We start from the raw sequence: 20,483 nt of genomic DNA, 5'->3' as shown, positions 1-20,483 counted from the left end.
TCGGAGCGATTGGAGACGCCCCAGTCTACACGCCGAGCGCGGCGCGCCCCTATGCCGGCCCCGGCGCACCTACGCCTCGATCACGCCGCGGCGGATCTGGTCCTCCTCGATGGATTCGAACAGGGCGCGGAAGTTGCCCTCGCCGAAACCCTGGTTGCCCTTGCGCTGGATGATCTCGAAGAAGATCGGCCCGATCAGGGCGCGGGTGAAGATCTGCAGCAGGATGCCCTCCCGCCCCGGAGCCCCGTCGATCAGGATGTTCAGCTCGCGCAGCTGCTCCAGCGATTCGCCGTGGCCGGGCACGCGGGCGTCGACCTTCTCGTAGTAGGTGTCCGGGGTGGCCATGAAAGCCACGCCGTTGGCGCGCAGCCGGCTCACCGTGGCGTAGATGTCGTCGCTGGCCAGGGCGATGTGCTGGATGCCCTCGCCGCGGTAGTCGCGGATGAACTCGGCGATCTGCGAGCGCTCGTCGGCCGGCTCGTTGATCGGGATGCGGATCTTGCCGCAGGGCGCGGTCATGGCCCGGGACAGGAGGCCCGTGTGCCGGCCCTCGATGTCGAAGTAGCGGATCTCGCGGAAGCCGGCGATGCGCTCGTAGAAGGAGGCCCAGACGTCCATCTGGCCGCGCTCGACGTTGTGGGTCAGGTGGTCGATGGCCATCAGGCCGACGGCATGGTCGGCGGCCGTGCGTCCGGGGATGAAGTCGAAGTCCACGTCGTAGATGCTGCGCTCGCCGTAGCGGTCCACCAGGTACAGCAGCGAGCCGCCGATGCCTTCGAGGCAGGGGATGTTCAACTCGCCGAAGTTGGCGTGGCTGCCCAGAAGCTTCGCCCCCCGGGCCTCGGCATAGGCGGCGGCCTGGGCCGCGTTCCTCACCCGGAAGGCCATGGCGCAGGCGCTCGGCCCGTGCCTTTCGGCGAAGTCCCGGGCCGGCCCGCTGGGGCTGCCGTTGAGGACGAAATTGATGCCGTTCTGCTGGAACAGGAAGACGTTCTTCGAACGGTGCCGGGCGGTCTCGGTGAAGCCCATGGCCATGAACAGCTCGCGCAACTGGCCGATGCCATGCTCGCTCGGCGCGGTGAATTCGACGAACTCGAAGCCGTCGGTGCCGATGGGGTTGTCGGGTGCGATGCCTTCCATCTCGCCGCCTCCTCTGGTTGCCTGCGCATACCGAAAGCACAGGCGGGAAATGCCGCATCGGCAAGCGCACCGTGCCGGCCGCGGGCGCCGCCCGGTCCCGGGCGGGCGTCAGCTTTTCCTTACGGCGTCGGCAGGCCCGGCCATGGCGCTTCGCTGCCGGGGCGGGTGTAAGGATTTGCTGACGGCATCCGCCGGCCCGTCGCGGCGAACGGAGCGCAACTATACTGATAGCGTTCCGGCCTGCGGTGTGGCAACGACGGGCGTTTCCCGTGAATACCAGGGACCCTCGCCGGCTACGGAGCGCGCAGGCCGCCTCGCAGCGTTCGGAGGTCCGCCATGAAAATGCAACCCTTCAGCCAGTATTCCCAGAACATCGGCAACACCGTGCACGACGCCTGGATCAGCGCCAAGGTGAGGTCCGCCCTGGCCATGGACAAGGCGACCCGCGGCCAGCAGATCGGCGTCAAGACCCATGCCGGCGTGGTGACCCTAAGCGGTCGGGTCGCCAGCCACCGGCAATGCCGACAGGCCGTCGCCCTGGCCCGCTCGATCCACGGCGTGAGCGAGGTGAATGCCGACGAGCTGGAAATCCACGTGTTCGCCCCCGGCAGCTTCCCGGAGGCGCCCAACGCGGAGGAGACCCAGGACATGCAGTCCTCGCGGCAGGACGACAGCCGGCGATAGCCGGACGGCGTGCCCGCTCAGGCGTCTCCGGAGCGGGCTTCGAGGTAGCGGGCCAGGCCGATGCCGCCGGCGCGCATCAGCGCATCGTGGTTCCAGCGGAACACCGGCCGGGCCAGGGGCGCAAGCAGATTCATCCACCAGCGGGTGGTATGCACCCGCCAGTCGAAGCGCACCTGAGTGAGCTGCGCCGCCCGAGCGAAACGCCAGCGGCCGATGCCCTCCAGCTCGCCCTCGACCCGCCCCTCGAGCAGGCACAGGGGCTCGACCCGGGTCACCCGGGTGTCGAAGGTCAGCCGGTAGGGCAGCCGGCTCTTCCAGGTGTAGCGGTGCCGCGCGCCCAGGCCGATCAGGTCGCCGCGCTCGAGCATGACCACCCGCTCCACCCCGGCCCACCAGTCCGGCCAGCGCTCCGCGTGGACGATCGCCTCCCAGACCGCCTCCAGCGGCGCATCCAGTTGCCACAGGGTGGTCAGCGCATAGCTGTTGCAACGACCGCCGGCTGTGCCCACGGCCGCTATTCCCGGACTTCCAGGACCCCGGCCATGCCCCGGTCGCGATGGCTCCCGAGGAACGGCAGGCGACTCGAGCAATGGAACGGGTAGTCGCCTTCGGCCAACCGGAAACGCAGCATCCGGGCCTCCCGGCCGAGCCGCAGGTCGGCCAGGGCCTGACCGCCCGGCGCCCGCAGCACGAAGCGGTGGGAAACCAGGCCCGGCTCGGCTGTGAGCGTCAGCTCCAGCGACTGGCCGGCCTGGACGACGATGCGCTCGGGGCGGAAGAAATAGTTGCCGGCGACGATGCTGACCCGCTGCACGCCGTCGGCGCTGGCGCGGGCATGGTAGGCCTCGGCCGGCGGGCGGACGGCACTCGCCTCGCAGACGAGCAAGGCGGTGGCAAGGCTGCAGCCCCGGGCGAAGCGGGTTGCTTTCATGGCCGTCCCCGAATTCCTCCATTGCTGCATATGAGCGACGGAGAAAACTTTGGTTCAGGCCGGCGAAACGAGCGTATCCGCCCCGATCGCGGCGATTTCGCCGTCATCCGGCACGGCCCGGCCGAGCGCGCCTCAGTGCTGCAGATGTCCGTAGAGCCTGGCGTACAGACCGCCCTCGGCGATCAGTTGGTGGTGCTCGCCCTCCTCGGCGATGCGCCCGCCGTCGAACACCAGCACCCGGTCGGCCTGTTTCACCGCGGACAGGCGGTGGGCGATGATCAGGGTGGTGCGGCCGTGGAGGAAGCGGCCCAGGGCCTGGTGCAGGGCGTATTCGGTGACCGCGTCGAGAGCCGAGGTGGCCTCGTCGAGAATCACCACCCTGGGTTCGGCGAGCACCATGCGGGCGATCGCCAGGCGCTGGCGCTGGCCGCCGGAGAGGCGCACGCCGGAACGCCCGACCACGCTGTCCAGGCCCTGCGGCAGGGCGCGGATGGCCGGCGCCAGCTGGGCGATCTCCAGCGCCTGCCAGCAGGCTTCGTCGCTGCGCTCGCGGCCCATGGTCAGGTTGGCGCGCACCGTGTCGTTGAACAGCGCCGGGTGCTGCAGAACCACCGCCACCTGTTCGCGCACCCGCTCCAGGCCGATCTCCTGCAGGGTCGCGCCGCCGAAGCGGATGCTGCCGGCATCCGGGGCGTAGAGCCCGAGCAGGAGCTGCACCAGGGTGCTCTTGCCGCCGCCCGAGGCGCCGACGATGGCGACCTTCTCGCCCGGGGCGATGGACAGGTCCAGCCCGTCCAGCACCGGCTCGTCGCGGTAGGCGAAGCGCAGGCCCCTGACCTCGATGCCCACCGTGGCGCTGCCCTTGAACGGATCGACGACGGCCGGGTACTGCGGCTCGTCGGCGCGCGCCAGCAGTTCGTTGAGCCGGCTCAGCGCGGCGCCGGCGGCGTAGAAGGCGTACTGCAGGCCGAGCAGCTGCTCCACCGGGGTGATCATGAACCAGAGGTAGCTGAACACCGCCAGCATCTGGCCGATGGACAGGTCGGAGAACAGCACGGTGAGCATGGCCGCGGCGCGGAACACGTCGATGCCGAACTGGAACAGCAGGCCGCTGGCGCGGTTGGAGGCGTCGGTCTTCCACTGCGAGGCCACGGCGTAGTCGCGCACCTCCCGGGCGCGCTGGCCGAGGCGGCCGAGGAAGAAGCCCTGGCGGTTGCCGGCGCGGATCTCCTGGATGGCGTCGAGGGTCTCGGTCAGGGCCTGGGTGAAGCGCGCGGTGCTGTCGTTCTCCAGCTTCTTCAGGTGCTTGATGCGCTTGCCCAGCAGCACCGTGGCGTAGATCACCAGCGGGTTGAACAGCAGGATCAGCAGGGCCAGCTGCCAGTGCATCCACAGCAGGATGGCCGAGGTGCCGGCCAGGGTCAGCAGCGCGACCAGGAAGCGGCTCAGGGTCTCGCCGATGAACTTGTCCAGGGTATCCAGATCGGTGACCAGGTGGGCGGTCACGCTGCCGCTGCCGAGGCTTTCGTACTCGGCGAGGGAGATGCGCTTGAGCCGCTCGATCAGGCGGATGCGCAGACGGTAGACCACGTCCTTCGACAGTCCGGCGAACAGCCGCGCCTGCAGCACGTTGAACAGCAGCGAGGCGCTGCGCAGCAGCAGCGTCGCCAGCAGCACCAGGCCGATATAGCCGACCGAGGTCTGCCAGGCGGCCGGCAGGAGGCGGTCCATCACCTTGAGCGCCGCGTCCCCCTGGCCGAGCAGCACCTCGTCCACCAGCAGCGGCAGCAGCAGCGGGATCGGCACGCTGGTGAGGCTGGCCAGCAGCGCCAGGCCGTTGGCCAGCAGCAGGGGCTTGCGGTGCCCCAGGGCCAGGCGGCGGATCTCCGCCCAGCTCAGGCGGTCCGCGCTGTGCGGCTGGGCGGCTTCAGGCATGGACGGCATGCTCCAGCCAGCGGCCGAGCAGCGGCGCCAGACGCTCCAGCGGCTGATAGCCGTTGGTCAGCAGCGACAGCATGCCGTTGCGCTCGGCCAGCAGGGTCGGGAAGCCGGCGATGCCCAGGCGCTCGGCCCAGGCGAAATCGGCCTGGGTGGCGGCGCGCTGCGCGTCGCTGTCGAAGGCCTCGGCGAACGTCTGCTTCGGCAGTCCCACGGCCTCGGCCAGCTCCAGGAGCACGCGCACCTGGCCGACGTCGCGCCCCTCCAGGTAGAAGGCCTCGTGGATCCGCCGCGCCAGCGGCCAGACTAGCGTCGGATCGAGGGAGCGCGCCGTCACCAGGGCCCGGCAGGCCGGCTCGGTGTCGTAGACCAGGCCCTCGGGCAGCCCCTCGGCGAAATTGAAGGCCTGCCCGGTGCCGGCCTGCACCGCCCGCCAGTGGCCGAAGATCGTCTCCCGGGCCGGCCCGGCGAGCGCCGCGCTTTCCCGGCGCAGGCCGCCGGCCACCAGCGCCAGCGGCACGCCCGCCTCCGCCGCCTGCCGGGCCAGCGCCTCAAGCACCGGAGCGAAGCCCCAGCACCAGGAGCACATGGGGTCCATCACATAGAGCAGGCGTGCGGTCATGGGAACTCCGTCTTGCGTGCGACGGCGATGCGCCGGGACGCACCGCGGATTCGGGTAGGAACGAGGGCCGTAGCGGCGGCGCGGCAGGCGGCCGCCACGGAGCAATCGTGGCGCAAGATGATGCGCTTGTCGAAGGCAAAAGCGTCGCCGCGCCCGGGGCGCCCGGTCGCACCCGCCGGGACGACGGGCGCCTGTCTCGGGAGCGCCAGCGCGGCGCAACGGCGGCTCGCGGAAAGCCGCCGGGTCGGCACGGACTCAGTGGTCGTGCTTGCTGCCGCCGGCGCAGAGCGGAGAGGCCGGGGCGGCGCCCTGCACCGCCCACTCTTCCGGGGTGTAGGTGTGCAGGGCCAGGGCGTGGACCTGCTGCATCAGCTCGCCGAGGACGGCGTAGACCTTCTGATGCCGCTTCACGGAGTTGAGGCCGGAGAACTGCGGGCTGACGATCACCGCCTTGTAGTGGCTCTCCTGCCCGCGGCTGTGCATGTGGCTTTCGTCCAGCACCTCGAGGTGCAGGGGCTCAAGAGCGGCCAGGGCGGCCAGGATGCGCTCGCGCTTGGCGGTCATTTGGCTTTCGCTCCCAGTTCCTTCTGCATGTCTTCGAGCAGCTTGTTGACCTCAGGCACGGCGCGCTCCAGCGAGCGCTGGGTCAGCTGGGCCGATTGCATGGTCAGGGCCGGCATCTTCTCCATCACCTTGCGCCCCAGCGGCGAACGGTAGAAGTCGATCAGCTCGGAGATTTCCTTCTCGTTGAAGGTGTCGGTGTAGAGCTTGACCATCCCGGGCTTGATCTGGTCCCAGCCGACCGCGCGGTCCAGCGCCGCATTGGCGCGGGCCTGGTAGCTCTCCAGCACCGACCGCTTGCTCGCCGGCGCCTTGGACTCTTCGAAACGCTGGGCGAACATGTCCTGGACCTGCATGTAGATGGGCGTGGTCAGCTTGTTGGCCTGGATCAGGTCGAGGAACTTCTCGGTCTTCTCGGCGTGGCTGGCGGCATCGGCCAGCACCTGGCCACTGGCGCAGAACAGCAGGGTGGCGGCACAAATCACTCGGAAACGGGACATCGGATCATCCTTACGGGTAGGGACAGGGCAACCCCTGGGCCGGCCATTCTGCGCCCAAGCCGGGCGGGCCTCAAGGGATGGGCGGCGGTACGCGGAGCGTCGGGGCTTCGGCGTCTACACTTCTGAAGACCCCATCTCCTCCCAGAGGTTTGCTGCATGAGCCGTATCGAAACCGACAGCCTGGGCCCGATCGAGGTCCCCGAGGAAGCCTACTGGGGCGCTCAGACCCAGCGCTCGCTGATCAATTTCTCCATCGGCCAGGAGCGCATGCCGCTGGCGGTGCTGCACGCCCTGGCGCTGATCAAGAAGGCCGCGGCGCGGGTCAACGACCGCATCGGCGCGCTGCCGCCGGACATCGCCCGGCTGATCGAACAGGCCGCCGACGAGGTGCTCGCCGGCCAGCACGACGAACAGTTCCCGCTGCGGGTCTGGCAGACCGGTAGCGGCACCCAGAGCAACATGAACGTCAACGAGGTGATCGCCGGCCGCGCCAACGAACTGGCCGGCGGCGCGCGCGGCGGCAAGAGCCCGGTGCATCCCAACGACCATGTCAACCGCTCGCAGAGTTCCAACGACAGCTTTCCCACCGCCATGCACATCGCCGCGGTGCGCGCCGTGCACAACGACCTGCTGCCGGCCGTGTCCGAGCTGTGCGGGATGCTGACCGAACAGGCGGCGCGGCATACCCGCCTGGTCAAGACCGGTCGCACGCACATGATGGACGCCACGCCGATCACCTTCGGCCAGGAGCTGTCGGCCTTCGTCGCCCAGCTTGACTTCGCCGAGCGGGCCATCCGCGCCGCCCTGCCGGCAGTCTGCGAACTGGCCCAGGGCGGCACCGCGGTGGGCACCGGGCTGAACGCCCCGCACGGCTTCGCCGAGGCCATGGCCGCGGAGCTGGCGGCCCTCTCCGGGCTGCCCTTCGTCTCGGCGCCGAACAAGTTCGCCGCCCTGGCCGGCCACGAGCCGCTGGTGAACCTCTCCGGCGCCCTGAAGACCCTGGCGGTGGCACTGATGAAACTGGCCAACGACCTGCGCCTGCTCGGCTCCGGGCCGCGTGCGGGGATCGCCGAGGTACGCCTGCCGGCCAACGAGCCGGGCAGCTCGATCATGCCCGGCAAGGTCAATCCGACCCAGTGCGAAGCGCTGTCGATGATCGCCTGCCAGGTGCTCGGCAACGACGTCACCCTCGGCCTGGCGGCCAGCCAGGGGCACCTGCAGCTGAACGTCTACAAGCCGGTGATCATCCACAGCCTGCTGCAGTCGGTGCGCCTGCTCGCCGACGGCTGCCGCAACTTCGCCGAACACTGCGTCGCCGGCCTGGAACCGGATGCCGCGCGCATGGCCGAGCTCCTGGAGCGCGGCCTGATGCTGGTCACCGCACTGAACCCGCACATCGGCTACGACAAGGCCGCGGAGATCGCCAAGAAGGCCTATGCCGAAGGCACCACCCTGCGCGAGGCGGCGCTGGCGCTGGACTACGTCAGCGCCGAGGACTTCGACGCCTGGGTAAGACCGCAGAGCATGCTGGAAGCCGGCGGGCCGGAGTGATCGGGCGGGACCATCCGGAAAAGCCCGGATGGCCACTGGCGTGCCTCTGCGACCTTGGTCACAGCCCGCGAAACGCCCGGGAGCGGAGCGATAAACTTGCAGAGGAATAAACAGTCATACTGCGCGATGACAATGCAGGGAATCAGCTCATGTCCGAAAAACGCTCGTCCGATCAGGCCCCCATCACCCACTTTCGCAGCGACCGCATCAGCCTGATCAACGGCCGCTACTACTTCGACACCCGCGAGGGGGTGCTCAAAGGCCCCTATGCCAGCCGGCAGGAGGCCCAGCAGGAGGTCGAGGCCTACATCCAGCGGCGCCAGAAGCTGGCCCGGACGTCCCACCGGGGACCGGCGAAGACCCCGTAGCCCCCGCCTCCCGCCGGGCGTATTCCCACGCAGCACGGCCCGCTACTCGCAGTTTTAGCACAGCGGTTCCAATTTTCACTTGCATTTGCCATTATTGGGCCACTGTGCCCTACGGGGCTTCCTTTTTCGGCGCAGCCGTAGACGAGGCATATCATGCAAGGGAAACGTGCGACTGACCTGGCCCCGATCACCCACTTCCGCAGCGATCGCATCAGCCTGATCAACGGCCGCTACTACTTCGACACCCGCGAAGGCCAGCTCCACGGCCCCTTCGCCACCCGGGAAGAAGCGCTCAGGGCCATCGACAGATACATCCAGGCCTGCCAGCTGCGGGAAGCCATGGCCGTCAGACAGACCCAGCAGAAACGCGGCAAGGCCGACGGCATCACCGGTTGAGCGCCGCCTCCAGCGTATCGTTGATGGTGCGCAGAATCTTCACCCGGGCGAAGCGCTTGTCGTTGGCCTCCACCAAGGTCCAGGGCGCTATCGCCGTGCTGGTGCGATCGACCATGTCCCCCACCGCATCGCAGTAATCGTCCCACTTGCTGCGGTTGCGCCAGTCGTCCTCGGTGATTTTGTAGTGCTTGAACGGCGTCTCCTCGCGTTCCTTGAAGCGCTGCAGCTGGGTCTCCTGATCGATCGCCAGCCAGAACTTGACCAGCACGACCCCGGCGTTGCTCAGTTCCTCCTCGAAATCGTTGATCTCGCCATAGGCGCGTAGCCAGTCGGCCTGAGCGCAGAGATTCTCGACCCGCTCGACCAGGACCCGACCGTACCAGGAACGGTCGAAGATGGTGAACTTGCCACGCGCCGGAATGTGCCGCCAGAAGCGCCAGAGATAGGGCTGAGCACGCTCCTCCTCGGTCGGCGAAGCGATGGGAACGATACGGTACTGGCGCGGATCCAGAGCCGCGGCGATGCGCTGGATCGACCCGCCCTTGCCCGCCGCGTCGTTGCCTTCGAACACCGCCACCAGCGCGAACTTGCGCATGCGCTTGTCGCGCATCAGCCTGGACAGACGCGCCTGCTCGGCGATCAGCTGCTCCTGATACTCTTCCTTGGTCAGTGCCTGGCTCATGTCCAGCGCATCCAGCAGGGTACGGTTATCCAGGCTGGATACCAGGGGGGCCGCATGCGGGCTCGGCTTCGCCGGCCCCTTGTTCTTAAGGGCCGCCTGCAGGCCCTGGAGGAGGATGCGCCCGACGCTCAGGCTGCGGTAATGCTCGTCCGAGCCGTCGATCACGTACCAGGGCGCGAAGTCCCGGCTGCAGCGCCGCAGCACGCGCTCGCCGTAGCGCACGAACTGGTCGTAGGTCTTCGACTGCTGCCAGTCCAGCGGACTCAGCCGCCAGCTGTGCAGGGGATCGTTCTCGAGCGTCTTGAGACGCTCCTTCATGTGCTTCTTCGACAGATGGAACCAGAACTTGAAGACCAGCGTGCCCTCCTCGCTGAGCATCCGCTCCAGGCGCACGGCACCGTTGATCGCCTGGTCGAGCCGGGGGTCCTCGATCACCTTGTGCACCCGGGCCTGCAGCATCTGGTCGTACCAGTTGCCGAAGTAGATGCCGATCTTGCCCTTCGGCGGCATCTGCCGCCAGTAGCGCCAGGCCGGCGGGTGAGCCAGTTCCTCGTCGGTCTGCTCGTCGAAGGTGCTGACCTGCACATGCCGCGGATCCATCCACTCGTTGAGCAGCTTGACCGTCTCGCTCTTGCCCGCCCCCTCGATGCCCGAGATCAGGATCAGCACCGGAAAGCGCGCCTGCTCCAGCAGGTCCAACTGGGCGCTCAGCAGTGCCTCGCGCAGAGCCGGAACTTGGCTATCGTAGGTGGCCTTGTCGATGGTATGGCCGATTTCCGCGGACTCGAACATGGACTGCTCCTCGGGGAAAGAAGCTTTCAGGGTAACGGATCGATGGCGGTTTGTCGGCAGTTCTGCCACGGCCCGCGCGCCCCGTTTCGGCGCCGGCGCAAGCGGCCCGACGAGCCGGATTGGCCCAGCGGCCGCCCTGGCCACTAGAATGCCCGCCTCGACTCACCCAGGGGGCTCCATGTCCGATTTCCAGCACGCCCAGCTCGATTGGGACGCACAGGGCCAGCCGCTGTCGCGCGGCTTCGGCGACGTGTACTTCTCCCGCGCCTCGGGGCTGGAGGAAACCCGCTACGTGTTCCTCGGCCACAACGCGCTGCCGCAGCGCTTCGCCGCGCTGCCCGCCGGCGGCCGGCTGACCGTCGGCGAGACCGGCTTCGGCACCGGCCTGAACTTCCTCTGCGCCTGGCAGCTGTTCGAGCGCACGGCGCCGGCCGACGCCCGCCTGCACTTCGTCAGCGTCGAGAAGTTCCCCCTGACCCGCACCGACCTGCACAAGGCCCTCGCCCTCTGGCCGGAGCTGGCCGGCTACGCCGAGCAACTGCTGGCGCAGTACCTGGCCGTGCATCCGAGCTTCCAGCGCTTGGTCTTCGCCGAGGGCCGCGTGGTCCTGACCCTGCTGGTCGGCGACGTGCTGGAGCGGCTGCCGGAACTCGACGCGCGCATCGACGCCTGGTTCCTCGACGGCTTCTCCCCGGCGAAGAACCCAGAGATGTGGACGCCGCAGCTGTTCGCCCAGCTCGCCCGGCTCTCGGCCGCCGAGGCGACCCTGGCCACCTTCACCAGCGCCGGCTTCGTCCGCCGCGGGCTGATCGAGGCCGGTTTCGCCATGCAGCGGGTCAAGGGCTTCGGCCAGAAGCGGGAAATGCTCGCCGGGCGCTTCGGCGGCCAGCCGCAGGCGGCCGAGAAACCCTGGTTCGCCCGCCCGCCGCGCCCTGAAGGCCCGCGCCGGGCGCTGGTGATCGGCGCCGGTCTGGCCGGCTGCGCCAGCGCCGCCAACCTGGCCCGGCGCGGCTGGCAGGTGACCCTGCTGGAGCGCCGCGACGGGGTCGCCCAAGAAACCTCCGGCAACCCCCAGGGCGTGCTCTATCTCAAGCTGTCCGCCCACGGCACGCCGCTCACGCGCCTTGTCCTCGCCGGTTTCGGCCACACCCTGCGCCTGCTGCAGCGGCTCGAGCGGGGCCATGACTGGGACGCCTGCGGCGTGCTGCAACTGGCCTTCGACGACAAGGAAGCCGGCCGCCAGGCGCAGCTGGCGACGGCCTTCCCGGAAGATCTGCTGCGCCCGGTCTCCCGCGAGGAGGCGCAAGCCATCGCCGGAGTCGCCCTGGATTGCGGCGGCCTGTACTTCCCCGAGGGCGGCTGGGCGCATCCGCCGGCGCTCTGCCGGCATCTGGCCGCCCATCCCAACATCCGCCAGCAGTTCCATCAGGAAGCGCTGGAGCTGCGCCGCGAGGACGGCCAGTGGTGCGCCTATTCCGGCGAGACGCTGCTGGCCCGGGCACCGGTCGCGGTGCTGGCCAACGCCGCCGAGATCGCCCGCTTCGTCGAACTGCCGCTCAAGCGCATCCGCGGGCAGATCAGCCGCCTGCCGGCGACCGCCGCCAGCCGCGCCCTGAAGACCGTGCTCTGCGCCGAGGGCTACGTCGCCCCGTCGCGCGACGACGAGCACACCCTGGGCGCCAGCTTCCGCTTCGACGGCACCGACCTCGAACCCAGCGCCGAAGAACACGGGGAGAACCTGCAACTGCTGCGGGATATCTCCACCGACCTCGCCGACCGGCTGCAGATCGACCGCCTGCAGCCGGCGGACCTGCAGGGCCGCGCCGGCTTCCGCTGCACCAGCCCGGACTACCTGCCCATCGTCGGCCCGCTGGCCGATTCCGGTGCCTTCGCCGAAGCCTATGCGGTGCTCGGCAAGGACGCCCGGCAGGTTCCGGAACGACCCTGCCCCTGGCTCGACGGGCTCTACGTCAATGGCGGCCACGGCTCGCGCGGCCTGCTCAGTGCGCCGCTGGCCGGGGAGCTGCTGGCGGCCTGGCTGGACGACGAGCCGCTGCCGGTGCCGCGGGCGGTGGCCGAGGCCTGCCACCCGAACCGGTTCGCCCTGCGTCGGTTGATCCGCGGGCAATGAGGTCGATGGCGCGGGTTTTCGAAAGCCGATAACCGGCCCTGGAGGGTTTGTCCTGCGAGGGGAGCCCCTATTCCACCCCGCACAACTCCGCCGCCCGCAGCAGCGCGGCGGTCAGCAGATGCCGCTCCCACTCCGGCAGCGCGGCGAAGCGCGTGCGGAACTCCGGCGGCAGCAGCGACGGCGCCGCGTGCAGCAGCTCGCGCCCGGCCTCGCTGAGCAGCAGCCACTGCCGCCGGCGGTCCTGGTCGTCGCGCTGGCGCTGCAGCAGGCCGCGTTCCTCCAGCCGGTCGAGCAGGCCGGACAGGGTCGCCGCGGTGAGGCTGACCCGCCCGCTCAGGGCACTGGCGGTCAGGCGCTTCTCGCCGGCCAGCACTTCGAGGATCAGCAGCTGCATCGGCGTCAGGCCGCCGTGCCGGGCCATCCGCTTGGCGTGCACCTCTCCGGCCTGCTGCAGGCGCCGCATGGCCTGGAACAGGGACTGTTCGAATACCGCAATATCACTTTCACATGAAACATTATTGTCGAGCATTTCCGCGATTTTACCGGCCAAAGAATTTTGACATCTAAGCATCCCTCTGCTTTGGTGTAAAAACTGATCGATGGACGGACGACCAGTGCGAACCTTTGCGTCCAGTGCTGGCCTACTCAGTGACCACGCCCGGAAACACATTCCCCAACGGCAGAACCGGTAAGGATTTATGTGCGGCATTTGCGGTGAACTTCGCTTCGACAGGCGCCCGGCCGATCTCGCAGCGGTCGAGCGCATCACCCACCACCTCGCCTCCCGCGGCCCGGACGACTGGGGCGTGCACGGCCAAGGGCCGATCGCCCTCGGCCACCGGCGGCTGAAGATCATGGATCTGGCCGCAGCCTCCGGCCAGCCGATGGTCGACAGCGAACTCGGCCTCGCCCTGGCGTTCAACGGCGCCATCTACAACTACCCGGAGCTGCGCGACGAGCTGGAAAGCCTCGGCTACCGCTTCTTCTCCGACGGCGACACCGAGGTGCTGCTCAAGGGCTATCACGCCTGGGGCGAGGCGCTGCTGCCGCGGCTCAACGGCATGTTCGCCTTCGCCGTCTGGGAGCGCGATGCCCAGCGCCTGTTCCTCGCCCGCGACCGCCTCGGCGTCAAGCCGCTGTACCTGTCGCGCAGCGGCCAGCGCCTGCGTTTCGCCTCGACCCTGCCGGCGCTGCTGGCCGGCGGCGACATCGGCGGCGCCCTGGACCCGGTGGCGCTCAACCATTACCTGAACTTCCACGCCGTGGTGCCGGCGCCGCGCACCCTGCTGGCCGAGGTGGAGAAGCTGCCGCCGGCGACCTGGCTGCGCGTCGACGCCGCCGGCCGGCGCGAGCAGCGCACCTGGTGGCGGCTGGATTACGGCCCGCGGGAGGACGAGCGCGGCTTCGGCCTGCCGGAGTGGCGCGACGTGCTGCTCGACAGCCTGCGCCAGGCGGTGGAGATCCGTCAGCGGGCGGCGGTGGAGGTCGGCGTGCTGCTCTCCGGCGGGGTGGATTCCAGCCTGCTGGTCGGCCTCCTGCGCGAGGCCGGGGTGGAGGATCTGCTGACCTTCTCCATCGGCTTCGAGGACGCTGGCGGCGAGCGCGGCGACGAGTTCCAGTACTCCGACCTGATCGCCCGCCACTACGCCACCCGCCACCACCAGCTGCGCATCGCCGAGCGGGAGATCATCGAGCAGTTGCCGGCGGCCTTCCGCGCCATGAGCGAGCCGATGGTCAGCCACGACTGCATCGCCTTCTACCTGCTCGCCCGGGAGGTGGCCCGGCACTGCAAGGTGGTGCAGAGCGGCCAGGGCGCCGACGAGCTGTTCGCCGGCTACCACTGGTATCCGCCCCTGGTCGGCGCCGCCGATCCCTACGCGGCCTATCGCGAGGCCTTCTTCGACAGCGAGCACGACCAGTACCTGGCCACGGTGCGGGAGAAGTGGCGCGGCGCCGACCATGCCGGGCAGTTCGTCCGCGAGCATTTCGCCCAGCCCGGCGCGCTTGATCCGGTGGACAAGGCGCTGCGCCTGGACAGCACCGTGATGCTGGTCGAAGACCCGGTCAAGCGGGTCGACAACATGACCATGGCCTGGGGCCTGGAGGCGCGCACGCCGTTTCTCGACTACCGCACCGTCGAGCTCTCGGCGCGCATCCCGCCGGGCTTCAAGCTGCCCGGCGGCGGCAAGCACGTGCTCAAGGAGGCCGCCCGCCGGGTCATCCCGGCGGAAGTCATCGACCGACCCAAGGGCTATTTCCCGGTGCCCGGCCTCAAGCACCTGCGGGGTGCGACCCTGGACTGGGTGCGCGAGCTGCTGCTCGACCCCAGCCAGGACCGCGGCCTGTTCGAGCCGGCCGAGGTCGAGCGGCTGCTCGGCGCCCCGCAGGACCATCTGACCCCGCTGCGCGGCTCCCGGCTCTGGCAGCTGGCCGCGCTCAACCTCTGGCTCAGCGAACAGGGCCTATGACCAGGAGCCCGTCCATGCCCAAGTCACAAGCCTACGGCCAGCGCCTGCTGCGCGGCCAGACACCCTCCTACCAGCGGCTGCAGGCGCGTCTGGCCGAGGACCACCAGGGCGACCACCAGGCCCCGGCGGCCCTGCACTGCGGCTGGGGCCGCCTGCTGATCGGCCACACCTATCCCGATGCCGCCGGCCTGGCCGCTGACCTGCTGCGCGAGCGACCCGGCGAGCGCGACATCGCCCTCTACGTGGCCGCGCCGCAGCAGGTGCTGGCCCAGGCGCCGCAGCAGCTGTTCCTCGATCCGTCCGACACCCTGCGCCTGTGGTTCTCCGACTACCGTCCGGCGCACCGCACCTTCCGCGGCTTCGGCATCCGCCGGGTGCAGAGCGAGTCCGACTGGACGGCGCTCAACCGCCTCTACCGCACCCGCGGCATGCTCCCGGTCGACCCGGCGCGGCTGACGCCACGCGAGGAAGGCGGGCCGGTCTACTGGCTGGCCGAGGATCTCGACGGCAAGGCGGTGATCGGCGGGGCCATGGGCCTCAACCACGTCGAGGCCTACCGCGACCCGGAGCGCGGCAGCAGCCTCTGGTGCCTGGCGGTCGATCCGCAGTGCGCGCGCCCCGGCGTCGGCGAGGCGCTGGTGCGCCATCTGGTCGAGCACTTCATGTCCCGCGGGCTGGCCTACCTGGACCTGTCGGTGCTGCACGACAACCGCCAGGCCAAGAGCCTCTACGCCAAGCTGGGCTTTCGCGAGCTGCCGACCTTCACCGTTAAGCGCAAGAACAGCATCAACCAGCCGCTGTTCGTCGGCCCCGGCCCCACGGACGAGCTCAATCCCTATGCGCGGATCATCGTCGCCGAAGCCAACCGCCGCGGCATCGAAGTGCAGGTGGACGACGCGGCCGCCGGCCTCTTCACCCTGATCCACGGCGGCCGGCGAATCCGCTGCCGGGAATCGCTCTCCGACCTGACCAGCGCGGTGAGCATGACCCTCTGCCAGGACAAGCAGCTCACCCACCGCTGCCTCGCCCGCGCCGGGCTGAACCTGCCGGCGCAGCGCCTGGCCGGCTGCCGCGCGGAGAACGCCGCCTTCCTCGCCGAGCAGCGGCGCCTGGTGGTCAAGCCGCTGAACGGCGAGCAGGGCCACGGGGTGGCGGTCGACCTGCAGACCGTCGAGGAACTGGAGCGGGCGATCCGCGCGGCCCGCCGCTTCGACGAGCGGGTGCTGCTGGAAAGCTTCCACGAGGGGCAGGACCTGCGCATCCTGGTGATCGGCTTCGAGGTGGTCGCTGCCGCCATCCGCCACCCGGCCGAGGTGATCGGCGACGGCCGCCACAGCATCCGCCAACTGATCGAGGCGCAGAGCCGCCGCCGCCAGGCCGCTACCGGCGGCGAGAGCCGCATTCCGCTGGACGACGAGACCCTGCGCACCCTGCAGCGCAGCGGCCATGGCTACGACAGCGTGCTGTCCGCGGGCGAACGCCTGGCCGTGCGGCGCACCGCCAACCTGCACACCGGCGGCTGCCTCGAGGACGTCACCGCCCGGCTGCACCCGGCGCTGGGCGAGGCCGCGGTGCACGCCGCCCGCGCCCTGGACATCCCGCTGGTCGGCCTCGACCTGCTGGTGTCCGCGCCCGACCGTCCCGAGTACGTGCTGATCGAGGCCAACGAGCGCGCCGGGCTGGCCAACCACGAGCCGCAGCCGACCGCCGAGCGCTTCGTCGACCTGCTGTTCCCGCTCAGCCGGGTCGGCGCCGACCGCCCCGGCTGAACGGCCGGCCGCCCGGTCCACGGTCGGCCGGAGCCTTGCGCCGCACAGGCCCCGGCCAGCGAAGGAATCCGCCTCCACCTCTGCTTCCCGCGCAGGCCATGCGCCCTGGAGTCGCCCATGCCCGGCAAGCTGCCCGATCTCGATCTCGACTACCTGCAGCGCGTGCTGCTGGAGATGCTCGCCATTCCCAGCCCGACCGGCTTCACCGACACCATCGTGCGCTACGTCGCCGAGCGCCTGGAGGAGATCGGCATCCCCTTCGAGCTGACCCGCCGCGGCACCATCCGCGGCACCCTCAAGGGTCGTCGCTACAGCCCGGACCGGGCGGTGTCGGCACATCTGGACACCATCGGCGCCATCGTCCGCGAAGTGCACGCCAACGGCCGCATCGCCCTGGCCCCGGTGGGCTGCTGGTCGAGCCGCTTCGCCGAGGGCAGCCGGGTCAGCGTCTTCACCGATCACGGCGTGCTGCGCGGCAGCGTGCTGCCGCTGATGGCCTCGGGACATGCCTTCAACACCCAGGTCGACCAGTTGCCGATCAGTTGGGACCACATCGAACTGCGCCTCGACGCCATGACCGCCAGCCGCGACGAGACCCTCGCCCTGGGCGTGGAAGTCGGCGACTTCATCGCCTTCGATCCGCTGCCGGAGTTCACCGACAGCGGCCACATCAGCGCCCGCCACCTGGACGACAAGGCCGGCGTCGCCGCCCTGCTCGCCGCGCTCAAGGCGGTGGTCGACAGCGGCCGGGAGCCGCCCATCGACTGCCATCCGCTGTTCACCATCACCGAGGAAACCGGCTCCGGGGCGGCCGCCGCGCTGCACTGGGACGTCAGCGAGTTCGTCGGCATCGACATCGCCCCGGTCGCCCCCGGCCAGCAGTCCTGCGAACAGACGGCCACGGTCGCCCTACAGGACTCCGGCGGGCCCTACGACTACCACCTGTCCCGCCATCTGCTGAAGCAGGCGGAGAAGCACGGCATCCCGGTGCGCCGCGACCTGTTCCGCTACTACCATAGCGACGCCCAATCGGCGGTGGCCGCCGGGCACGACATCCGCACCGCTCTGCTGGCCTTCGGCTGCGACGCCACCCATGGCTACGAACGCACCCACATCGACGGCCTCGCCGCCCTCGCTCGCCTGATCTGCGCCTATCTGCTCAGCCCGCCGGTGTTCGCCAGCGACGCCAAGCCGGAAAAGGCCTCCCTGGAACGCTTCAGCCATCAGCTGGAGCATGATGCGCAGATGGAGAGCGAAACCCGCGTGCCGACCGTCGACAGCCTGGTCGGCACGCGCGAGCCGGAATGAAGCCGCTGGCCGCCCCTCTCGTCGGGGGCAGTGTCCTACCGATGGGACACTCCTGTCGCACCGTGCCGAGTTGGAAAACCGCGTCTAGACTCCGGGGTTCCGGGAACGAAAATTGAGGGAGCGGGATGGCTCGCCTTGTCTGGATGCTGCTGTTGCTATGGAGCGCGACGCCGGCCTGGGCCACTTCGTTCGCGACGCCGGAGCACCCGGTGTTCCAGCCGTTTCGCGAGTCCGTCGCCCTTCTCCAGGGTGATACCGCGCCCACCGACGCCTCCTTGTCGGCCGATGACCGGCAGGCCTCGGCACGCCCGGAGGACGGCAGCGCTCTCCAGGGAGCGGCCACCGATCCGCAGATCTACAACAACGGCCTGACCCCGGAGGAAAAACCCCACTGGCTGAACGGCGCCTTCTACGGCGTGCTGCTCACCCTGTTCTGCTTCAACCTGATCCTCTACCTGTCCCTGCGCGAATCGAGCTACGCCTGGTTCCTCGTCCTCACCCTGAACGCCTTCCTCCTCGCCCTGCTGTTCGATGGCATCCTGCTCCAGTGGCTGCCTAGCCTGCACGACCACCACCACGAGCTGCTGTACACCCTGGTGTTCACCCACTGCCTCGCCTCGACCCAGCTCAGCCGGCACATCCTGCAGACCCGGCGCAACTCGGTGCCCAGCGTCGACCTGGCCCTGCGCGTCTGGGTGCCGCTCGCGGCGCTGCTCCTGCTCGGCGCGGCGCGCTTCGACCGGCCGGTCGGCCTGAGCCTCGCCGTCGCCGCCACCGTGCTCAACTCCGCGCTGCTGGTCCTGTGCGGCGTCTACGTCCTGCGCTCGGACCGCAACTCCGGCGCCTACTCCATCCTCGCCTCGGGGCTGATGCTGTTCTCCCTGTTCATCGCCGTCAGCGGAGCGCTGGGGCAGACGCCGTTCGTCCCCCATGGCCTGGCGGTGCTGGAAATCGGTCTGCTGCTCAAGCTGTTGATCCTCGCCCTGGGCCTGCTCGACTGCATCAACCTGATCAAGGAAGAGGGCTTCCGCTCGCGCCAGGCGGCGCTCCAGGCGCGCATCCAGAGCCAGGCCAAGAGTCGCTTCCTGGCCAAGATGAGCCACGAGATCCGCACCCCGCTCAACGGCGTGCTGGGCATGCTCCATCTGCTCAAGGAAACCCGCCTGGACCATAGCCAGCGCTTCTACGTGGACACCATCTCCAGCTCCGGCGGCATGCTGATGACGGTGATCAACGACATCCTCGACTACGCGCGCATCGAGTCCGGCAAGCTCAACCTGGAATCCATCGAGTTCGATCTGGAGGAACTGGTCTCCAACACCCTCGGCCTGTTCACCGCCCAGGTGCTGAACAAGCGCCTGCAGCTCTACCTGAGTCTGGCGCCGGGCGTGCCGCGGCGGATCATGGGCGATCCCACGCGCCTCAAGCAGGTGCTGACCAATCTGCTGAGCAACGCCTTCAAGTTCACCGAGGCCGGCAACGTGAGGCTTTCCGTCGAGCGCCAGGACAAGGCCGACGGCTCGCCCGCCCTGCGCTTCACCGTCAGCGACAGCGGCATCGGCATCGACCGCAAGGCCCAGGCCCGGCTGTTCGAGTCCTTCTCCCAGGTCGACTCCAGCACCACTCGCCGCTACGGCGGCAGCGGCCTGGGTCTGGCGATCAGCAAGGAACTGGTGGAAATGATGGGCGGGCACATCGAGGTACAGAGCACGCCCGGCCTCGGCACCCGCTTCACCTTCGACATGCCCCTGCGCCCGGGGCGGGAGAGGACCGACGAGTTGGCCCGACTGCTCGCCGGGCGTACCGCGCTGCTGGCCTCGCTGGACGGACTGGCGCTGGAGAGCCTGGGCCGCCTGCTCGGCCGCTGGGGCATGCGTATCGAGTGCTGCCGGGCCGCGGAGCTGTTGCCGGAGTGCCTGCAGAGCTTCAGCGAGCCGCCGCTGCTGGTGCTGATCGCCCCCTGGCCGGGCGAGATCGAGCAGTGGCTGGACGCCCTCCAGCCGCCTGCCTCCGGCCAGCTGGTGCTGCTGCTCTGTCCGCCCGGACAGGGCCAGCATCTGCCGTCGGTATCCGATCTGTCCCTGCGCGTGCTGGCCCAGCCGGTCACCGTCCTGCCGCTGCGGGAGAAACTCCTGGAGCTGTACCGGACCGCCCCCAGCGAAACCCTGCCGCCGGAGGAAAACAGCCGCGAAAACAGCCACGAGCCCTGCATCCTGATCGCCGAGGACAATCCGGTGAACCAGTTGGTGGTCCAGGGGCTGCTCAAGAAACGCGGCTACCGGGTACGCCTGGCCAGCAACGGCGCCACGGCGGTGGCCGAGTACCACCGCAATCCGTCGGACTTCCAGCTGATCCTGATGGACTGCGAGATGCCCGAGCTGGACGGCTTCGAGGCCACCCGACAGATCCGCCTGCTGGAGCGCCTGCACCAGTGGCCGTCGGTGCCGATCATCGCCCTCACCGCCCACGTTCTCGAAGAACAGCGGGCCTACGGGACCGAGGTCGGCATGAACGACTTCCTCGGCAAGCCGCTGGACATCCAGCGGCTCTACGCCACGCTGGACCGCTATCTGGCGCGACAGCCTCTGCCCGATAATTAGCGCTCCGAAGAGCGGTCCGGCCGATGCCGGCCCCAAGTCGTA

18 protein-coding genes are annotated in these 20,483 nt (G+C 69.5%); 9 read left to right on the top strand and 9 right to left on the bottom strand.

Annotated elements, in window-relative coordinates:
• Positions 1-69: 69 nt before the first annotated feature.
• Complete coding sequence (gene hppD / locus ACFOJE_RS18670; RefSeq protein ID WP_377816263.1) at positions 70-1,140, bottom strand: 4-hydroxyphenylpyruvate dioxygenase; 1,071 nt, start codon at positions 1,138-1,140, stop codon at positions 70-72.
• A gap of 336 nt (positions 1,141-1,476) precedes the next feature.
• Here hppD and ACFOJE_RS18665 point away from each other — a divergent pair, with 336 nt between their 5' ends.
• Positions 1,477-1,824 (top strand): BON domain-containing protein, encoded by a 348-nt coding sequence (locus ACFOJE_RS18665; protein ID WP_377816261.1) that lies wholly within the window; start codon positions 1,477-1,479, stop codon positions 1,822-1,824.
• Between the two features lie 17 nt (positions 1,825-1,841).
• On the opposite strand, the gene ACFOJE_RS18660 is transcribed toward ACFOJE_RS18665, so the two are convergent.
• The 6 genes from ACFOJE_RS18660 to ACFOJE_RS18635 form a co-directional block, all read right to left on the bottom strand.
• Complete coding sequence (locus ACFOJE_RS18660; protein WP_377816259.1) at positions 1,842-2,333, bottom strand: SRPBCC family protein; 492 nt, start codon at positions 2,331-2,333, stop codon at positions 1,842-1,844.
• A 5-nt stretch (positions 2,334-2,338) separates the two neighbouring features.
• Positions 2,339-2,755, bottom strand: a complete 417-nt coding sequence (locus tag ACFOJE_RS18655; protein ID WP_377816258.1) for a hypothetical protein — start codon at positions 2,753-2,755, stop codon at positions 2,339-2,341.
• Positions 2,756-2,887: 132 nt separating this feature from the next.
• Positions 2,888-4,690, bottom strand: coding sequence for an ABC transporter ATP-binding protein (locus tag ACFOJE_RS18650; RefSeq protein ID WP_377816256.1), 1,803 nt, complete (start codon positions 4,688-4,690; stop codon positions 2,888-2,890).
• Positions 4,683-5,315, bottom strand: a complete 633-nt coding sequence (locus ACFOJE_RS18645; RefSeq protein WP_377816254.1) for a DsbA family protein — start codon at positions 5,313-5,315, stop codon at positions 4,683-4,685. The genes ACFOJE_RS18650 and ACFOJE_RS18645 overlap by 8 nt, the downstream gene beginning before the upstream one ends.
• Positions 5,316-5,570: 255 nt before the next feature.
• A complete protein-coding gene (locus tag ACFOJE_RS18640; protein ID WP_377816252.1) occupies positions 5,571-5,879 on the bottom strand; it encodes a BolA family protein in 309 nt (102 codons plus the stop codon).
• Entirely contained in the window at positions 5,876-6,376 is a 501-nt protein-coding gene (locus tag ACFOJE_RS18635) for a DUF2059 domain-containing protein (protein WP_377816250.1), read from the bottom strand. The genes ACFOJE_RS18640 and ACFOJE_RS18635 overlap by 4 nt, the downstream gene beginning before the upstream one ends.
• A gap of 156 nt (positions 6,377-6,532) precedes the next feature.
• Here ACFOJE_RS18635 and ACFOJE_RS18630 point away from each other — a divergent pair, with 156 nt between their 5' ends.
• The 3 genes from ACFOJE_RS18630 to ACFOJE_RS18620 all read left to right on the top strand — a co-directional run bounded on the left by ACFOJE_RS18630 (position 6,533) and on the right by ACFOJE_RS18620 (position 8,691).
• Positions 6,533-7,927 (top strand): class II fumarate hydratase, encoded by a 1,395-nt coding sequence (locus ACFOJE_RS18630; RefSeq protein ID WP_377816248.1) that lies wholly within the window; start codon positions 6,533-6,535, stop codon positions 7,925-7,927.
• A 149-nt stretch (positions 7,928-8,076) separates the two neighbouring features.
• Entirely contained in the window at positions 8,077-8,295 is a 219-nt protein-coding gene (locus ACFOJE_RS18625) for a DUF6316 family protein (protein WP_377816246.1), read from the top strand.
• Between the two features lie 153 nt (positions 8,296-8,448).
• Positions 8,449-8,691 carry a DUF6316 family protein gene (locus ACFOJE_RS18620; RefSeq protein WP_377816244.1) on the top strand — a complete coding sequence of 81 codons (243 nt, stop codon included), beginning with the start codon at positions 8,449-8,451 and terminating at the stop codon, positions 8,689-8,691.
• Here ACFOJE_RS18620 and pap read toward each other — a convergent pair.
• The gene (pap, locus tag ACFOJE_RS18615) at positions 8,681-10,165 is read right to left on the bottom strand and encodes a polyphosphate:AMP phosphotransferase (RefSeq protein ID WP_377816242.1); all 1,485 of its coding nucleotides are present in this window, start codon (positions 10,163-10,165) and stop codon (positions 8,681-8,683) included. The genes ACFOJE_RS18620 and pap overlap by 11 nt on opposite strands.
• 178 nt (positions 10,166-10,343) lie before the next feature.
• Here pap and mnmC point away from each other — a divergent pair, with 178 nt between their 5' ends.
• Entirely contained in the window at positions 10,344-12,296 is a 1,953-nt protein-coding gene (gene mnmC / locus ACFOJE_RS18610; RefSeq protein WP_377816240.1) for a bifunctional tRNA (5-methylaminomethyl-2-thiouridine)(34)-methyltransferase MnmD/FAD-dependent 5-carboxymethylaminomethyl-2-thiouridine(34) oxidoreductase MnmC, read from the top strand.
• A gap of 67 nt (positions 12,297-12,363) precedes the next feature.
• On the opposite strand, the gene ACFOJE_RS18605 is transcribed toward mnmC, so the two are convergent.
• Positions 12,364-12,825: a MarR family winged helix-turn-helix transcriptional regulator gene (locus ACFOJE_RS18605; protein ID WP_377816238.1), complete on the bottom strand. Its 462-nt coding sequence runs from the start codon at positions 12,823-12,825 to the stop codon at positions 12,364-12,366.
• A gap of 169 nt (positions 12,826-12,994) precedes the next feature.
• On the opposite strand from ACFOJE_RS18605, the gene ACFOJE_RS18600 reads away from it, so the two are divergent.
• From ACFOJE_RS18600 to ACFOJE_RS18585, 4 genes are all read left to right on the top strand, one after another.
• A complete protein-coding gene (locus ACFOJE_RS18600) occupies positions 12,995-14,764 on the top strand; it encodes an N-acetylglutaminylglutamine amidotransferase (RefSeq protein WP_377816236.1) in 1,770 nt (589 codons plus the stop codon).
• A 14-nt stretch (positions 14,765-14,778) separates the two neighbouring features.
• Positions 14,779-16,533, top strand: a complete 1,755-nt coding sequence (ngg, locus tag ACFOJE_RS18595; RefSeq protein WP_377816234.1) for an N-acetylglutaminylglutamine synthetase — start codon at positions 14,779-14,781, stop codon at positions 16,531-16,533.
• Positions 16,534-16,650: 117 nt separating this feature from the next.
• Positions 16,651-17,841 (top strand): osmoprotectant NAGGN system M42 family peptidase, encoded by a 1,191-nt coding sequence (locus ACFOJE_RS18590; protein ID WP_377816232.1) that lies wholly within the window; start codon positions 16,651-16,653, stop codon positions 17,839-17,841.
• Positions 17,842-17,966: 125 nt separating this feature from the next.
• Positions 17,967-20,441, top strand: a complete 2,475-nt coding sequence (locus tag ACFOJE_RS18585; protein ID WP_377816230.1) for an ATP-binding protein — start codon at positions 17,967-17,969, stop codon at positions 20,439-20,441.
• The last annotated feature ends 42 nt before the right edge of the window (positions 20,442-20,483 follow it).

It is taken from the genome of Azotobacter bryophylli (genome assembly GCF_042643485.1).
Lineage (GTDB): Bacteria > Pseudomonadota > Gammaproteobacteria > Pseudomonadales > Pseudomonadaceae > Azotobacter > Azotobacter bryophylli.
This window is presented reverse-complemented; position numbering and strand designations above follow the sequence as displayed.

Coding starts and splice junctions, on each gene's coding strand:
- ACFOJE_RS18645 (WP_377816254.1), bottom strand. CDS start 5,315: ATGACCGCACGCCTGCTCTATGTGATGGACCCCATGTGCTCCTGGTGC.
- ACFOJE_RS18635 (WP_377816250.1), bottom strand. CDS start 6,376: ATGTCCCGTTTCCGAGTGATTTGTGCCGCCACCCTGCTGTTCTGCGCC.
- ACFOJE_RS18600 (WP_377816236.1), top strand. CDS start 12,995: ATGTGCGGCATTTGCGGTGAACTTCGCTTCGACAGGCGCCCGGCCGAT.
- ACFOJE_RS18655 (WP_377816258.1), bottom strand. CDS start 2,755: ATGAAAGCAACCCGCTTCGCCCGGGGCTGCAGCCTTGCCACCGCCTTG.
- ACFOJE_RS18640 (WP_377816252.1), bottom strand. CDS start 5,879: ATGACCGCCAAGCGCGAGCGCATCCTGGCCGCCCTGGCCGCTCTTGAG.
- pap (WP_377816242.1), bottom strand. CDS start 10,165: ATGTTCGAGTCCGCGGAAATCGGCCATACCATCGACAAGGCCACCTAC.
- hppD (WP_377816263.1), bottom strand. CDS start 1,140: ATGGAAGGCATCGCACCCGACAACCCCATCGGCACCGACGGCTTCGAG.
- ACFOJE_RS18625 (WP_377816246.1), top strand. CDS start 8,077: ATGTCCGAAAAACGCTCGTCCGATCAGGCCCCCATCACCCACTTTCGC.
- ACFOJE_RS18605 (WP_377816238.1), bottom strand. CDS start 12,825: ATGCTCGACAATAATGTTTCATGTGAAAGTGATATTGCGGTATTCGAA.
- ACFOJE_RS18620 (WP_377816244.1), top strand. CDS start 8,449: ATGCAAGGGAAACGTGCGACTGACCTGGCCCCGATCACCCACTTCCGC.
- mnmC (WP_377816240.1), top strand. CDS start 10,344: ATGTCCGATTTCCAGCACGCCCAGCTCGATTGGGACGCACAGGGCCAG.
- ACFOJE_RS18665 (WP_377816261.1), top strand. CDS start 1,477: ATGAAAATGCAACCCTTCAGCCAGTATTCCCAGAACATCGGCAACACC.
- ACFOJE_RS18590 (WP_377816232.1), top strand. CDS start 16,651: ATGCCCGGCAAGCTGCCCGATCTCGATCTCGACTACCTGCAGCGCGTG.
- ACFOJE_RS18630 (WP_377816248.1), top strand. CDS start 6,533: ATGAGCCGTATCGAAACCGACAGCCTGGGCCCGATCGAGGTCCCCGAG.
- ACFOJE_RS18650 (WP_377816256.1), bottom strand. CDS start 4,690: ATGCCTGAAGCCGCCCAGCCGCACAGCGCGGACCGCCTGAGCTGGGCG.
- ngg (WP_377816234.1), top strand. CDS start 14,779: ATGCCCAAGTCACAAGCCTACGGCCAGCGCCTGCTGCGCGGCCAGACA.
- ACFOJE_RS18585 (WP_377816230.1), top strand. CDS start 17,967: ATGGCTCGCCTTGTCTGGATGCTGCTGTTGCTATGGAGCGCGACGCCG.